The following is a 14501-nucleotide window of genomic DNA, read 5'->3' on the forward strand; positions in this document are numbered from 1 at the left end:
TCCAGAGAGGTCCAACATCACCTCACGCGAGATGGCGTAAGATCGTTCGCGCGAGTTGCGACCGCCTTAAGCTGGCGCGCAACCATTTAGACCAGGCTGATACGCTGACCCGCTGCGGCGGATCGCTTCACGGCGTCGATAACCTTCAAGGTTTCCAGTCCCTCACATCCACTGACCAGCGGTGCTTCCTCGCCTCTGATGACCCTGCAAAGCTGGCGTATCTGCAGGACGAGCGGATCCTCGTTCTCAATTTTGGCGCGATTACATTCGAACGGTTCCATCCAGCCCCTGTTGCCGGGATTGCTCCACATGTTGAGTGACGGCACCGACAGCGACCCGTGGGTACCGCCGATCATGTAGCAGGCCTCCTCAGTTTTAGGATAAGCGGGGTTTTCGCCGGTCGTCATCTCCCAACTCCAGGGCGCAACAACGGAATCCGAAACGGAAGCAGAGCCGAGAATTCCGTTCTTGAACTCGATGAGGATCACCGCGGTCTCCTCAACGGCGTTTCCGCGAACTGCGTTGGATTCGCGTGCCTGGACCGCAGTGACCTCCCCGAATAAGTAGCGAAGGTTGTCGATGTCGTGGATCAGATTGAGAAAGATTGGCCCCGCTCCGCGTTCGCGCCGCCAGGCAATATCGAAGTATTCGTCCGGCTTGAATAGCCAGAACATCGCATTCACGACCAGTATCCGCCCGAGCTTTCCGCTTTCGATGATCTGTTTAGCTTTTTGCATCATCGGATTATGTCGGCGATGATGTCCGGTCAGCAACGGGATTCCTTTGGCCGCCGCCGCCGCAATGAGCTCTTCGCCGGCGCTAATATCGTCGGCGATTGGCTTCTCGATCAATGCCGGGATGCCGGCCTCTACGGCCTCAAAACCGTTTCTGACATGGATCTGGTTGGGCGTCGCGATGATGACGCCGTCAGGGCGAGCTGCGGCGACCATTTCAGCGAAGCTCGAAAACCATTTGGCGCCGACCTCGCTTGCGATCGCCTCTCCAACCGGGCTCGGGTCGACGATCGCGACAAGCTCCGCCATCGGTTCGTCCAGCACGTGTTTGATGTGACGCCTTCCGCCCCGCGCCGAGGACCGCCAGTTTGACTGGGGGAGCCATTGTCAGTCCTTCTTCGGCGCCTTGAGCATCGTCGCGATGCGGCGGATTCCGAGCTGATAGCCTTCCGTACCAAGACCGGCGATGACGCCGTCGGCGCGGTGGGAAACGAAGGAATGATGACGGAAGCTTTCGCGCTTATGCACGTTGGAGATATGGATCTCGATGATGGGACCCTCGAACGTGTTCAAGGCGTCGAGGATGGCAAGCGACGTGTGCGTGAATGCAGCCGGATTGATGACGATGCCGACTCCGTCTTCGCGCGCTTCGTGGATCCAGTCGATGATTTCATATTCACGGTTGCTCTGGTGGAAACGGATCTCGTGGCCGAGTTCCGAGGCCAGTTTCCGGCAGTCTGCCTCGACATCGGCCAGCGTCTCGTGACCATAGATGTCTGGCTGACGCTTGCCGAGCAAATTCAGGTTTGGGCCGTTGAGAACGTAGATCAGGCTCATTGCAATTGTCCTTGTGAGGCGCGTTGCCAAGCTCAGGCAAACGCTATTTCCTGGAATGCGAAATCCGGATCGGATTCGTAAAGATCGGCCCGCAGCCCCAGCCGGCCCGCTTGCAGCGCGGGGGCCGCGACACCGCGCGCCGCTTCGAGCACAGCCTTCAACAACTCCCGCTTCGTCTCAGCCGGCCGGCCAGGCGCCACGCGGACGACTATCTGGATGAAGTGATTGTCCGGATGCTCGTCTCCGACGCAGGAGAAGGTCGCCTCCCTGGCGAAGGTCCGCACTGCAGTGGGCTTGACCAAGCCTCCGTCGCGCACCCGATGGTGGACCGCTCTGGTCAATTCATCGATCGCCACCCGTTCGGCAGCACCCTGGCTATAGTCGATAATGATGTGCGGCAAGGCATGTTCTCCCGGTCAGGCTGGAGCTCGGCACAATTCTTCGAAGTGACGCGACATGCGTTCCGCATCCGGTTTTACACCCGTGAACAGTTCAAAGGCTGCCGCGGCCTGGAACACGGTCATGCCGCCGCCCGGCAAGGTCCTGCACCCCTTCTTCTCTGCCAGGGCCAGAAGTTCGGTCACGAGCGGCATGTAGACGATATCGGCGACCCAGTGACGTGGATGAAGCCATTCCGGTTCGATCGGGAGACCCGGATGACTTCGCATGCCCGTCGGCGTAGCGTGAATCAGCCCGTCGGCCGAAGCGAGCGCCGCACCGACTTCCCTGACCGGCTGCGCGCAGGTTCTTGAAAAGCGTCGGTTGAGCTGATCGGCAAGCGCGGCGGCGCGATTTGTGTCCTGGTCGAAGATCGAGAGCATCGCGATACCGAGCTTGATTGCTGCGTGCGCTACGGCGACCCCCGCGCCGCCTGCGCCGAGCAGGACGGCATGAGTTTTGGCGACACCGGGCATACCGCGCTCGAAATTCTTGTAGAAGCCATACCAGTCCGTATTGTGCCCGATCCGCTCTCCATCCCGAAGCACGACTGTGTTGACTGCTCCGAGCATCTCGGCGTCCTCGGACAGGCTGCTAAGATGGGCGATGACCGTCTGCTTGCACGGGTGCGTGATGTTGCTTCCTGCGAAGCCGCGGTCTTCGAGTTCTACGAGCAATTCAGGCAGCGCAGAAGCGGGTAAACTGCGCTCGGCGAAATCGACGAGCTCGTAATGGTAATCCAGCTCCAAGTGCCGCGCCTCGGTTTCGTGCAGTGCGGGCGACTTCGACATCTGGATGTCGGCCCCGATGAGACCGACGAGGAATTTGTTGTTGTTCATTTCGATAGCCCCATCAGCTCAGTGATGTGCGAGGATCTCGCCAAGGAAAGCCTTGGTGCGCTCATGCTTCGGAGACTTGAAGAAGACCTCGGGCTCGGCCTCCTCTATGATCTCGCCGGAAGCCATAAAGATGACCCTGTCTGCAACCTGACGGGCGAAGCCCATTTCATGGGTGACGCAGATCATGGTCATGCCGTCGCGTGCGAGACCGATCATCGTGTCCAGCACTTCCTTCACCATTTCCGGATCGAGCGCCGATGTCGGTTCGTCGAACAACATCGCCTTGGGTTCCATGCAGAGCGCCCGGGCAATGGCGACACGCTGTTGCTGCCCTCCGCTGAGCTGAGCGGGATACTTCTCCGCCTGATCAAGGATTCGAACCCGTTCGAGGTACTTTCTCGCCAGCCTCTCGGCGTCGGCCCGGCTGGTTCCGCGGACCCTCATAGGCGCAAGCGCGCAGTTCTGCAGAACGGTCATGTGCGGGAACAAATTGAAGTTCTGGAACACCATCCCGACTTCACGCCGAATGGCATCAACCGCCTTGCTTGTGCCGTCGAGCAACTGTCCCTCGACGACAATCCTGCCTTCCTGGATCAGCTCGAGAGCGTTGATGCAGCGGATCAACGTCGACTTGCCGGAACCCGAAGGTCCGCAAAGTACGATCTTCTCGCCTTTGCGAACCGACAGGCTGATGTTTTTCAGCGCATGGAAGGAGCCGTACCATTTCTCCACTTTATCAAGAGATATCAATGTCGACTGATCATTAGCGGAACTGAGCACGGCGCCCTCCATATGCTTTACTTGACGGTGAACGGGATGTTGGGGATGGATTCCGGGAACGTCGGCAGATCGATGTTCATCCACTTCTTGGTGATGGCTGCAAGTTCGCCATTAGCCTTGATCTTGTCGAGGAAGGCATTGACGGCCTCGTTCCAGTCCTTCTCGCCCAGTCGCGTCCCAACGCCATTGTAAGTCGTCAGGAAGTCGATCTTGCGCTCGTAGGTGCCGGCGCTGGCAGCATCGAGCCGCTGTCCGTAGAACATGTTGCCCCCGACGGCCTTGACCTGTCCGGAGACCAGCGCCTGAATGGTTGCGGCGTCGTCGTCGAAGCGGCGGATGGTGGCCGTCGACCCCATCGCGTCGGTAATGGCCTTGTCCTGCGAGCTGGACTTCGGCACGCCGATTTCCCAGCCGGCAACATCGGCAGGCGTTTTAGCGGTATCGGCCTTTGCCGCATAAAGTGAGATCGTGTTCGCCGCGTATGGCTTGCTGTACTGGATTGATTTGGCGCGCTCTTCCGTCATGGCCATGGTGGCGAACAGGATGTCGACCTTGCCGGTGGTCAGGGCCGGAATGCGGTTGGCGACGGCAAGCGGTTGGAACTGGACCTTAACTCCGAGCTCCTTGGCGAAGAGTGTCGCGACATCGGCGTCGAATCCGTCCTGCTTGCCGCTCGTGTTGACGAAGCCCCATGGCGCGTTGTCGCCCTGAATGCCGACGACGATCGTGCCCTTGGCCTTGATCTCCTCGACGGTCGCTGCGGAAGCTGCAGCCGCGCCTACGGTGGCGAAGGCGGCCGTAGCCAGGGCCATTCCAAGAAATTGTCTGCGATTGCTATACATTCCATTCTCCTCCTCTGTGGTCTTTGCTTCGGGCGAAGCAAGGTTATCGGACAGCTTTCGCCATCCGTTTTTCGAGGCCGCTCCCGATGTGGGAGAGAGGCCAACAAATGATGAAGTAGATTATTCCGACGATCCCAAAGACGAGCAGCGGGCGGTAGGTCTGGTTCGAAATGATCTGTCCGGCACGGGTCAGCTCTATGAAGCCGACGATTGCGGCGAGCGATGTTCCCTTGATCAGCTGAACGAGAAATCCGATGGTTGCAGGCATCGAGATCTTCAGCGCCTGCGGCAGGATAACGTCCCTCATTCGGGAGATGTAATGCAGCCCGAGCGCGTTCGCGGCTTCGGTCTGGCCCTTCGGAACGGCTTCGATCGAGCCGCGCCAGATCTCGCCCAGGAAGGCGCTCGCATGGAGGGTGAACGCGATTGCCACAGCGATCCATGCATTGACGTCGACGCCCAATAGCGCGACGCCGTAATAGACGACGAAGAGCTGCATCAGGAGCGGCGTGCCCTGGAAGAGCCCGATGTAGCCCGACGATACGAAACGTGCGAAGCGGTTCTTCGACGTGCGCACCAGAGCGATCAGGATTCCAAATACACCTCCGCCGAGGAAGCCGATGATGGCCAGCAGCACAGTCCACTTCAGACCCTGCAAGAGGAAGAACAGCTCGTTTTCGCCGATGGGACCCATGAACGCCTCCTATCGGGTCGGGTAGTTGAAGTAGTAACGGGAGATAAGGGCGAAGATGCCCATCATCAGGCTCGAGATGACGAGGTAGATTGCGGTCACGCTGAAATAGACCTCGAAGCTTCGGAAAGTGTCGGATTCGATCCGTTGGGCCGCCGAGGTCAACTCGTAGGCGGCGATCGAAGTGCAGACCGAAGTCGTCAAGGTCAGCATCACGAACTGGCTGGTCAGGGACGGATAGATCGCCCGCAGGGCCGGCTTCAGAACGATCAGCCGGAACACATCGGCCTTATGCAAGCCCAACGCAAAGCCTGCCTCAACCTGTCCCTTGCTCACGCTTTCCACGCCGCCTCGAATGATCTCAATCGCATAGGCGCCGCCATTGATCCCCAGCGCGATGATAGCGGTAGCGGTGGGGTTCAGTCGGATGCCCATGAGCGGAAGTGCGAAGTAGATGAAGAATATCTGCACCAGGAAGGGTGTGTTTCGAACAATCTCGACGAAGGTAATCACTGGAGCTCGAACGAGTTTGTTCTTGGATGTTCTTGCAGCGACGCCGAGAATACCGATCGCGAGCGCAAGGATCATTCCTGCAACCGCAAGACCGAGCGTCCCAAGCGAACCCCAAAACAATTCCGGGGCGCGGTCGAAGACCGCACCAAAATCGAACGTATAACCCATATGTTGACTTCCTCCCTCCGACGCGGCTCACGCCGCGCCGGCGCCGGATCAGCGATCCGGCCCGAATAATCCTTCGGCCTTGTCGTACAGTTGTTTCAAATGCGTCTCAGGCGGGGCAGACCCTGCGAGTGGGACTTCCACCGAGATCGCCGCGGAGCTAGCGACCGCTGCGACGAGTTCCTTCAACGGCAATTCGCCCTCCCCCGGTGCGAACCGCCCGCCTCTAGCTTCAGCGATCATCTCCTCTGGTGTCACCGGCGCCGGTCCAGCGACATCGCACAACTGAACGTGCTTTACCCAGCCGATCTCGGTTCGGAGCGAGGCGAGCGTGCCGCCATTCCTGAAGAAATGTACTGCGTCGACAAGGACGCCGGCATTGCGGGCACCACTCGCCTTCACAAGGCCGACGCTGTCCTGGAAGGTTTTAATCACCCGCCAACCCATGTTCTCGATGTCGACAGCCAACCCGTATCGGTCCGCAAGGCCGCAGAGATCCGAGAAGTTCGATGCCAATCTGGCTTGGTCAGGATCATCTCCGCAGACACTGAGCCGGCGTGCTCCAATGTTCGCAGCCCCGGCGACTGTGGCCTCCACCGAAGACGCGTCGAAGGAGGGGTCGATTACGAAGAACTCGATATCGAAAACCTCGACGCCTTCACCCGTAAGCACGGATTTCAGCTCGCCTGCAGCTGAACTACCGACAGGCAATTCGTAGTAAGGCGCACCAGGGAACGCCGGGTTCAGTCTGAGCCCGATCCTCGAAAATCCCGCGCGCGCTGCGGCCTTCGCAAATTCCACGGGAGACAGCAATATCGATGAGAAGTGCGCGACGCCAATCAGGGGCGCCGATTTCGATGTTGCGGCGGCCATCACGCGATTCCCTTCGTCGCGAGATGGTTGCGAAGATTGGTGCCGGTGCGATGAATGTGCTGGCGGAGCTTTTCGCAGGCATAGTCGACATCACGCGCGACCGCTCCCTGGGCAATCTCGCTGTGCTCCTGCCCTACATTGCGGTCCCCCGACGTACGGATCAGGAAGACGCGGCGATATCGGTCGTTGAGATTCAGCAGAAGACTGCAGAAGTGAAGTAGCAGAGGCTTGCCACAGCCCGAGATCAAGGTGAGGTGGAATTCGCGGTGAAGCGCTTCCCAGTGCTCCAGCGTTTCGGGACGCGCGGCGTCGCGCTCCGTGCGGTTTAGACGATGAAGCGCACGCATAATGTTGCCCTCCCATTCGACGTCGCCAAGACGCATGGATTCACGCAGCGCGAAAACCTCGAGCTCCTCGCGCAGGCTCGTAACCTCTTCGAGATTAGCCAGCGAGATCGGCGCGACGCGATAGCCTCTGTTGTCCTGAAACTCGACCAGGCCGTCTGAAATGAGCCGGGCTAAGCCCTCCCGCAACGGGCTCAGACTGACATTGAAAGTCTTCCGCGCCTTGTCGAGATTGATCTTGCTGCCGGCTTCCAGCTCACCGGAGATGATCGCCTCCCGAAGGCGCGATGCGAGCTGGCTGCCGATGGTGTTCTTGCCATCGTCGAGGAAGCCGGCTGGCGGCACATCTTCTGTCAACGGCCCAAGAGAGCTGTCGTCGGCCGAGTCCATCTTTCCTCCAAGCAATTCAACCAAGTTTCGATGATCGATATAATAAACGATTATTTATGTCAACTTGATAGGGTCAAAAAGCACTGAATGCCTACGTCTTTGCCTGTGTAAATTCACGTTAATCAAGTTATTACAGGTATTTATTTGCCATCAAGCGCGATTCCGTCTCTGCCACGAGCGTTGAAAATTCAATGAGCGACTTGACTGATAATCGATTATTCTGATAGTCGAGCCTCATTGGGAGGTAGCCTTATGGCAATCAGGACCGAAAGCGAGTTGACGCCTGCCGTCCTCGCCGTGATGAACCGCACCGAAGATCCACGGTTGCGAGATATACTCGTTGCGATGGTGAAGCATCTCCACGCATTCGTGCGGGAAGTCAGGCTGTCGGAAGTCGAGTTTCGCGAAGCGACCGCCATCCTCAACGAAATTGGCCAGCTGAAGACCGACAGCCACAACGAATTCGTGCTCATGGCAGGATCGCTTGGCGTCTCGTCGCTTGTATGCCTGCTCAACAACGGCGACAACGGGCAGACAGAGACTTCACAGTCGCTACTCGGGCCGTTCTGGCGGCTCAACTCTCCGCGGGTCGAAAACGGCGGAACCATCATCCGGTCGGAAACTCCGGGAACACCCTTGTTTGTCCACGCGAAGGTGGTTGATCGGGGAGGTAAGCCCATCCCAGGCGCCGAGATAGACGTATGGCACGCCTCTCCTGTCGGCCTTTACGAGAACCAGGATCCTGATCAGGCGGAAATGAACCTGCGCGGCAAGTTCACTACGGACGACGAGGGTCGGTTCTGGTTTAGAACGGTCAAGATGGTCGGCTATCCCATCCCTGTCGACGGAGTCGTAGGTCGGCTTCTCCAAGCGCAAGGCCGCCACCCCTACCGACCTGCTCATCTGCACGCGCTGATCTTCAAAGAGGGATACAAAACCCTCATTTCCCAGGTCTTCGACCCGAGCGATCCGAATATCGAGTCCGACGTGCAGTTCGGCGTCACCGCGGCTTTGACAGGCGACTTTGTCCGTCATGACGAGCCGCACCCATCCGACACGGACGTCAGTGGCCCGTGGTTCTCGCTCGACTACACCTACGTCATGGAGCCGGGCGAGGCCATTCTGCCGCGTCCCCCGATCAAGTAACGAAACCAGCAGAGCCACATCATGATTACGGAAAAAGAACGCCAGGCGGCAGCCGACGCACTGCTGAAGGCAGAAACCGAACGCAAGCCCATCGTCCAGCCGAGCAGGACATATCCGAATTTGGAACTTGAAGACGCTTACAAGATCCAAGCACTCTGGGCGCAGGCGCGGATCGCAAAGGGCGCGCGGATCGCGGGTCATAAGATCGGACTGACATCGCGGGCGATGCAGATGGCCTCGAAAATGACCGAGCCTGACTACGGCGTCATTCTCGACGACGCCCTTTTCAACGACGGAGCGCAGATCAAGGCGGAGCTCTTTATCAAGCCTCGCCTCGAAGTTGAGCTCGCCTTCGTGATGGGTGAGGATCTCGAGGGTCCGGGCACTCGGATCTATGATGTCATGCGCGCGACGGAGTTTGTCGTTCCTGCGCTTGAGATCATCGACTACCGAACCGAGGTACCCAGAGCGATCACCGACACGATCGCCGACAACGCCGCTTTCGGAGCGATCGTCGTGGGTGGTCGTATCATCCGGCCGATGGATATTGACATCCGCTGGGTCGGCGCGACCCTTTCGAAAAACGGCATCATCGAGGAATCGGGTGTTTCCGCAGCTATAATGGGGCATCCGGCCGCGGGTATCGCCTGGCTCGTGAACAAGCTCCATGCCGTCGGAGGCGGCTTGAAGAAGGGCCAGATTGTGCTTGCCGGCTCGTTCACCCGCCCCGTGGACATCGTCAAGGGCGATGTCATCCAAGCCGACTACGGTCCGGTCGGCTCCATCGGCGTCTCGTTCGTGTGAGGCGCCGATGGAACTTCCCGTCAATCACTTCAAACGGAAACTGAGAGCCGGTAAAAGCCAGATCGGTCTCTGGTGCGGCCTTCCCGGAAGCTACGCGGCAGAAATCGTCGCGCCGTCGGGCTTCGACTGGCTGCTGTTCGATACCGAGCACTCTCCAAGCGACGTCCTCACCGTCCTACCGCAATTGCAGGCGGTCGCGTCTTACGATGTTTCCCCAGTCGTACGCCCGGCATTCAACGATCCCGTGCTGATCAAACGCTTCTTGGACATCGGCGTCCAGACGCTCCTCGTTCCCTATGTGCAGAACGAAGAGGAAGCGAAGGCAGCGGTCGCCGCCATACGGTATCCGCCGCACGGTGTTCGCGGGGTCTCCGCCTTGACGCGCGCCACCCGCTTCGGGCGCGTGCCGAACTACGCGCGGATTGCCGAACAGGAGATCTGCCTGCTTCTGCAGATCGAGACCCGAGAGGCACTCGGTCGGCTAGAGGCGATCGCAGCGACCGAAGGCGTCGACGGCGTCTTCATCGGCCCCGCCGATCTGGCGGCCAGCTTCGGTCATCCCGGCCAACCGGGGCATCCTGAGGTGGTCGCGGCGATCGAAGACGCGATCGGACGCCTGAAAATTCTTGGAAAGCCGGCAGGCATCCTCACGCCGGACGAGACGTTTGCAGCCCGCTGCATTTCGCTCGGGACGTCGTTCACCGCCGTTGGCGTAGACGTCGCCCTTCTTGCGAGAGGATCCGAGGCGCTAGCAGCCCGGTTTGCATCTTAGGGAGTTCGCGCCGATGTCGACGCGGAAGAAAGTTCTGTCCGAGATAGCGCCCGCGGGCGTAATCCGGGCCGCCGTCAACATGTCGAATGCAGCCTTGGTCCGGTGGGACGATCAGGCGGCCGCATTGATCGGTCCAAGCGCTCTGATCGGACACAAGATTGCCGAGCAACTGGATTGCGGACTGTCGCTGATCCAGTACGGCTCGGCCGCCGACATCCTCGCCGCTGCGGATCGCGGCGAGTGGGACATTGCTTTCATTGCCTCGGATCCATCCAGAGCCGACCGGTTCTCCTTTTCACCCCCCTATATGTCCGTCAAAGCGACCTATATGGTGGCTGAGGCTTCGGCGTTCCGGACGGTCGGAGACCTCGACATTGAAAGCGTGCAAATCGCCTCCGCAAGGAGTGCCGCCTATACGAAGCAGCTCGAACGTATCCTTGAAAAGGCCACTGTCTCGCATACTGACAGCCCGGCAGCTGCCATCGATCTCCTTGTCGGGTCGCAATGCGACGCGGCTGCGGGATTGACCGAATTCCTCGTTCAGACTTCGGAGCGGATTTCCGGCTTCCGACTAGTGGAGGGAGCATTCTCCGAAATTCCCCAGACGATCGCCGTGCACCGAAGATCCGTTCATGCCTCGGCCTTCTTTGCGGATTTCATACGCCGTCTGAGCGAAACTGCCGCGGGAGACGTTGACCTGGCCGGCGACGGTGAAGAGAATCTCCCATGATAGCGGCGCGGAAATGGGTCGAGCTTGATCCCGCGCTCGCCGAGCGGCAAAAACTCTGCAATATCTGCAACAAGTTCAGATCTTCGACCAGAACGACGTTTCCTTCCTCTCCTTCACGTAGCAATTCAACACCACCGCACCCCCCTCAGTCTACGCTGCCGACGGAACCCAGCCCTCAAGCCGGCAGCTTGTTCTGCTCCGGAGAGGCAAAGACCGACGCCGGCATCGGCCCCGAGGTCATCAGTGTGAAATCGAACGGCGCCTTCAGATCAGGCCCTAGCACATATTGCCGATGAACGCGCAGCTGGTCTTTGCGAATCTTGCGGTAATGTTCGCGCGTCAGCATCTGCTTGACACGAATGAGCAGGATCTTCGCCGGAGGCGAATCCTCATGCCCTGAGACCGCCACAACCGGCACCTTGTAGAAATTGATCGAATCCGTCAGGCACTGCACGTCGAGCCAGGAAATCTCGGGACAGCGGGCGATCAGACCGACGCGGGCGCGCAGCAGGCTCGCCGATGACAGCAGCGCGCATTGCAGGATGGCGCTGCCGAGCGTGGCGAATACCACTCGCTTGCCCGCGAAGATCTCCGGCTCCCTTTCGAGCAACATGCCAATGACATGGGCGGCCACACTCGATCCCATGCTGTGCGACGAGATCACATACTCGTCCGCTTCTTCGGTGAACACCTCACGCACGACGGTCGCCCGGTCTTCCAGCCAGTTATTGAAATCGGCCCGGTCCATCCGGCCGAGCGCCACCGCCATTCCCCAGTCGGCAAAGAGATGCAGCGTGTGGAAGCGTTCGGAAAACGGCAGAAAAGCGAAGATAAAGAAGCAGAGCGCCAGCGGTCCGCTCCAGAGCATGTGCCAGGCGGAAAAGCCGAGACTATAGGGCGTGAGGGCGATTACCGCGGTCAACACGATTGCCAGCGCCGTCAGCAGAAAGGGGAAGAGGAAGAACAGCCCGAAACGCCAGGCATGGCGGAAATATCCCCGCATGCCGCCTTCGATCATGATCTGGACGCAGCTGCGAAAGCCCGCAAGAATCTGACTGATCGTATTGCCGCTGCGCAACCGGCGCACGAGCAGATCATGATCGACCATATAGATCCGGCTCTTCGTCTGCCAGGCGGAGGATATGGTCTCTGACCCGGACGCCGCTTCGCCGGCTGTCGTGACCGTGAAGCTCAACGGGTTGCTTTCCGACACCGGCGCCCCCATCTCGAGCGAATAGCCCCAGACGGCCGCACTCTGTTTTGCCGAACGCTCGTAGCGCGCCCGGTGGGCGGTACCGTCGAGCGGCTCGAAGCCGGGAAAGTGCAGGACGACCCGCTTCTCGATCAATTTCATTCCGTTCTTCCGGCCGGGCAATGGCCGGCTTGTTGCTACGATCCGGCTGCTGGTCGCTTATATCGGCGAAAAGGCAGCTACGGTCTCGAAGCGGTCTTGCTAACCGAACTCTTCCGGAATTCAATAGCGGCCATGTCGTTTCCAACACGAACGGAGGGGTTTTGTGGCCGACCTGGTGAAAGAATTGATATCGGGCGTCGTCGACACCGTGCTGAAGGAAATCCTGAAGAAAACCACCGGCCGCGCTACGACGAAACGCAGGAGGCGTAAGACACGCCCCGTCGCGACGACAACGGCAACGCGCAAGACGACCTCGGCCAAGGCCAAGCCCGCCCGCAAACAGGTCAGCAAGCGCCGCACCGCCGCCGGCCGCAGCCGCCAGCGTCGCAGCTGAGGCGAGCGGCAAAAACTCCGGCCGTAACGCGACGGCAACAATCCTCAGCGAGGCCCAGCCCGAATTGGTCTTTTTTTGGTTCGGGCGGCTGGAATTCCTGCCGTCGCATGCTATCTAAAGGCAACGATTGAAACGGTGGGCCTTTAACCCGCCTGTTGAAAGGATTAGGTCCCATGAGCGGCATTCACGAATTCATCGACAACGAAATCAAGAGCAACGACGTCGTCCTCTTCATGAAGGGCACGCCGCAGTTTCCGCAGTGCGGTTTCTCCGGCCAGGTCGTGCAGATTCTCGATTACATCGGCGTCGACTACAAGGGCGTCAACGTGCTCGCCGATTCGGAAATTCGCCAGGGCATCAAGGAATATTCCAACTGGCCGACGATCCCGCAGCTTTACATAAAGGGCGAATTCGTCGGCGGCTGTGACATCGTCCGGGAAATGTTCCAGGCTGGTGAGTTGCAGCAGCACCTCCAGGAAAACGGCATCACGGTGCGCGCCGCCTCCTGACCGGTCACCGGACGTCCGCCCGGTTTCCAAATCTGTTTCTTGAGTTCGAGGCGCTGCGGCCAGCAGCGCCTTGACCTGTTTATGGGAATTTCATTGTGACAGATTCTTCACAAGCCGTGTCCGCGGGCCGCCTGCCCATGGGCAAGCGAGAATTCATCGCGCTCGCAGCCTTCCTGATGGCCATTAACTCGCTGGCGATCGACATCATGCTCCCGGCCTTGCAGCAGATCGGCGCGAGCCTCGGCGTCGAGAGCGAGAACCACCGGCAATTCGTCGTCTCCACCTATCTGCTCGGCTTCGGCTGCGCCCAGCTGTTCTACGGTCCGCTCTCCGACCGTTTCGGCCGCCGCACGCCGCTTCTGATCGGCCTCGTCATCTATATCCTGTCCGCCATTAGTATCGTCTTCGTTCCTTCCTTTGCTGGGTTGCTCGCCCTGCGCTTCATCCAGGGTGTCGGCTCCGCCGCAACCCGCGTCATCACCGTCTCCATCGTTCGCGATATCTATGGCGGCCGGCAGATGGCTGAAGTCATGTCGCTGATCATGATGGTCTTCATGATCGTACCGGTTATTGCGCCGGGCACTGGCCAGATCGTCATGTTCTTCGGCAATTGGCACCTGATCTTCCTCTTCATCGCCGCGATGGCGACTGCTATCGCCGTCTGGGCCTATCTCCGTCTGCCGGAAACCTTGCATCCGCAGAACGTCCGCCCCTTCACTGCCCGCTCGATCTTCGGCGCCTTCAAGCTGGTGCTGACCAATCGCGTGGCGCTCTGCTACACCATCGCCAGCACCTTCATCTTCGGCGCGCTCTTCGGCTTCATCAATTCCGCCCAGCAAGTCTATGTCGGCATCTACGATCTCGGCGTCTATTTCCCCTTCGCCTTCGCCGGCGTGGCGATCTTCATGTCGTTGTCGTCCTTCTTCAATTCGCGCTTTGTCGGCAAGCTCGGCATGCGCCGCCTGTCGCACGGTTCGCTCATCGGCTTCATCGCCATCAACACCATCTGGCTGATCGTCCAGATGGCCAGCACGGAGCCGATGCCCTTTGCTCTGTTCATCTCCTTCTTCGGCCTTTCCATGTTCCAGTTCGGCTGGATCGGCTCGAACTTCAATTCGCTCGCCATGGAGCCGCTCGGCCATGTCGCCGGCACCGCCTCCTCCGTCCTCGGCTTCATGAGCACGGTTGGCGGCGCCATTATCGGCGCCGGCATCGGCCAGGCCTTCGACGGCACAGCACTGCCGATGGTCGCCGGTTATTTCACCGTGTCGATCATCGGGCTCGTCTTCGTGCTGATCGCCGAGAAGGGCCGCCTCTTCCAATCGCAGAACCCAGCCGTCTGAACG

At 59.5% G+C, this 14501-nt stretch carries 17 protein-coding genes and 1 pseudogene; 7 read left to right on the forward strand and 11 right to left on the reverse strand.

The window, feature by feature from the left end; translation table 11 throughout:
• Positions 1–86: 86 nt before the first annotated feature.
• From OIU37_RS03525 to OIU37_RS03570, 10 genes and pseudogenes are all read right to left on the reverse strand, one after another.
• Positions 87–1119, reverse strand: a pseudogene (locus OIU37_RS03525) (Gfo/Idh/MocA family protein).
• Positions 1120–1121: 2 nt separating this feature from the next.
• Positions 1122–1571, reverse strand: a complete 450-nt coding sequence (gene aroQ / locus OIU37_RS03530; RefSeq protein WP_180695019.1) for a type II 3-dehydroquinate dehydratase — start codon at positions 1569–1571, stop codon at positions 1122–1124.
• Between the two features lie 32 nt (positions 1572–1603).
• Positions 1604–1972 (reverse strand): 5-carboxymethyl-2-hydroxymuconate Delta-isomerase, encoded by a 369-nt coding sequence (locus OIU37_RS03535; protein ID WP_264255744.1) that lies wholly within the window; start codon positions 1970–1972, stop codon positions 1604–1606.
• A 15-nt stretch (positions 1973–1987) separates the two neighbouring features.
• Positions 1988–2848: a shikimate dehydrogenase gene (locus OIU37_RS03540; protein ID WP_171602605.1), complete on the reverse strand. Its 861-nt coding sequence runs from the start codon at positions 2846–2848 to the stop codon at positions 1988–1990.
• An 18-nt stretch (positions 2849–2866) separates the two neighbouring features.
• Entirely contained in the window at positions 2867–3640 is a 774-nt protein-coding gene (locus OIU37_RS03545) for an amino acid ABC transporter ATP-binding protein (RefSeq protein WP_171602606.1), read from the reverse strand.
• Between the two features lie 5 nt (positions 3641–3645).
• Positions 3646–4470 carry a transporter substrate-binding domain-containing protein gene (locus tag OIU37_RS03550; RefSeq protein ID WP_182210197.1) on the reverse strand — a complete coding sequence of 275 codons (825 nt, stop codon included), beginning with the start codon at positions 4468–4470 and terminating at the stop codon, positions 3646–3648.
• A 43-nt stretch (positions 4471–4513) separates the two neighbouring features.
• Entirely contained in the window at positions 4514–5164 is a 651-nt protein-coding gene (locus OIU37_RS03555) for an amino acid ABC transporter permease (protein WP_264255746.1), read from the reverse strand.
• 9 nt (positions 5165–5173) lie between these two features.
• Entirely contained in the window at positions 5174–5842 is a 669-nt protein-coding gene (locus tag OIU37_RS03560) for an amino acid ABC transporter permease (RefSeq protein ID WP_171602609.1), read from the reverse strand.
• A gap of 48 nt (positions 5843–5890) precedes the next feature.
• Entirely contained in the window at positions 5891–6712 is an 822-nt protein-coding gene (locus OIU37_RS03565) for a sugar phosphate isomerase/epimerase (protein WP_182210194.1), read from the reverse strand.
• The gene (locus tag OIU37_RS03570; RefSeq protein WP_182210193.1) at positions 6712–7446 is read right to left on the reverse strand and encodes a GntR family transcriptional regulator; all 735 of its coding nucleotides are present in this window, start codon (positions 7444–7446) and stop codon (positions 6712–6714) included. The genes OIU37_RS03565 and OIU37_RS03570 overlap by 1 nt, the downstream gene beginning before the upstream one ends.
• A gap of 252 nt (positions 7447–7698) precedes the next feature.
• Here OIU37_RS03570 and OIU37_RS03575 point away from each other — a divergent pair, with 252 nt between their 5' ends.
• From OIU37_RS03575 to OIU37_RS03590, 4 genes are read left to right on the forward strand one after another with little or no spacing between them, the layout of a single operon-like run.
• The gene (locus OIU37_RS03575; protein WP_264255749.1) at positions 7699–8592 is read left to right on the forward strand and encodes an intradiol ring-cleavage dioxygenase; all 894 of its coding nucleotides are present in this window, start codon (positions 7699–7701) and stop codon (positions 8590–8592) included.
• A gap of 21 nt (positions 8593–8613) precedes the next feature.
• The gene (gene hpaH / locus OIU37_RS03580) at positions 8614–9396 is read left to right on the forward strand and encodes a 2-oxo-hept-4-ene-1,7-dioate hydratase (protein WP_240603188.1); all 783 of its coding nucleotides are present in this window, start codon (positions 8614–8616) and stop codon (positions 9394–9396) included.
• Between the two features lie 7 nt (positions 9397–9403).
• Entirely contained in the window at positions 9404–10168 is a 765-nt protein-coding gene (gene hpaI, locus OIU37_RS03585) for a 4-hydroxy-2-oxoheptanedioate aldolase (RefSeq protein WP_264255750.1), read from the forward strand.
• Between the two features lie 13 nt (positions 10169–10181).
• A complete protein-coding gene (locus OIU37_RS03590; protein ID WP_182210189.1) occupies positions 10182–10898 on the forward strand; it encodes a transporter substrate-binding domain-containing protein in 717 nt (238 codons plus the stop codon).
• 175 nt (positions 10899–11073) lie between these two features.
• Here OIU37_RS03590 and OIU37_RS03595 read toward each other — a convergent pair whose 3' ends face one another.
• A complete protein-coding gene (locus tag OIU37_RS03595) occupies positions 11074–12252 on the reverse strand; it encodes a hypothetical protein (RefSeq protein WP_182210188.1) in 1179 nt (392 codons plus the stop codon).
• Between the two features lie 163 nt (positions 12253–12415).
• Between OIU37_RS03595 and OIU37_RS03600 the strand changes: the two genes are divergently transcribed.
• The 3 genes from OIU37_RS03600 (at position 12416) to OIU37_RS03610 (ending at position 14498) form a co-directional block, all read left to right on the forward strand.
• Positions 12416–12646: a hypothetical protein gene (locus tag OIU37_RS03600; RefSeq protein ID WP_171602617.1), complete on the forward strand. Its 231-nt coding sequence runs from the start codon at positions 12416–12418 to the stop codon at positions 12644–12646.
• A 173-nt stretch (positions 12647–12819) separates the two neighbouring features.
• Positions 12820–13155, forward strand: a complete 336-nt coding sequence (gene grxD / locus OIU37_RS03605) for a Grx4 family monothiol glutaredoxin (RefSeq protein WP_182210187.1) — start codon at positions 12820–12822, stop codon at positions 13153–13155.
• Between the two features lie 137 nt (positions 13156–13292).
• Positions 13293–14498, forward strand: a complete 1206-nt coding sequence (locus tag OIU37_RS03610; RefSeq protein ID WP_182210186.1) for a multidrug effflux MFS transporter — start codon at positions 13293–13295, stop codon at positions 14496–14498.
• Positions 14499–14501 lie beyond the last annotated feature (3 nt).

This window comes from Rhizobium sp. BT-226, assembly GCF_025847085.2.
Classification (GTDB): domain Bacteria; phylum Pseudomonadota; class Alphaproteobacteria; order Rhizobiales; family Rhizobiaceae; genus Rhizobium; species Rhizobium sophorae.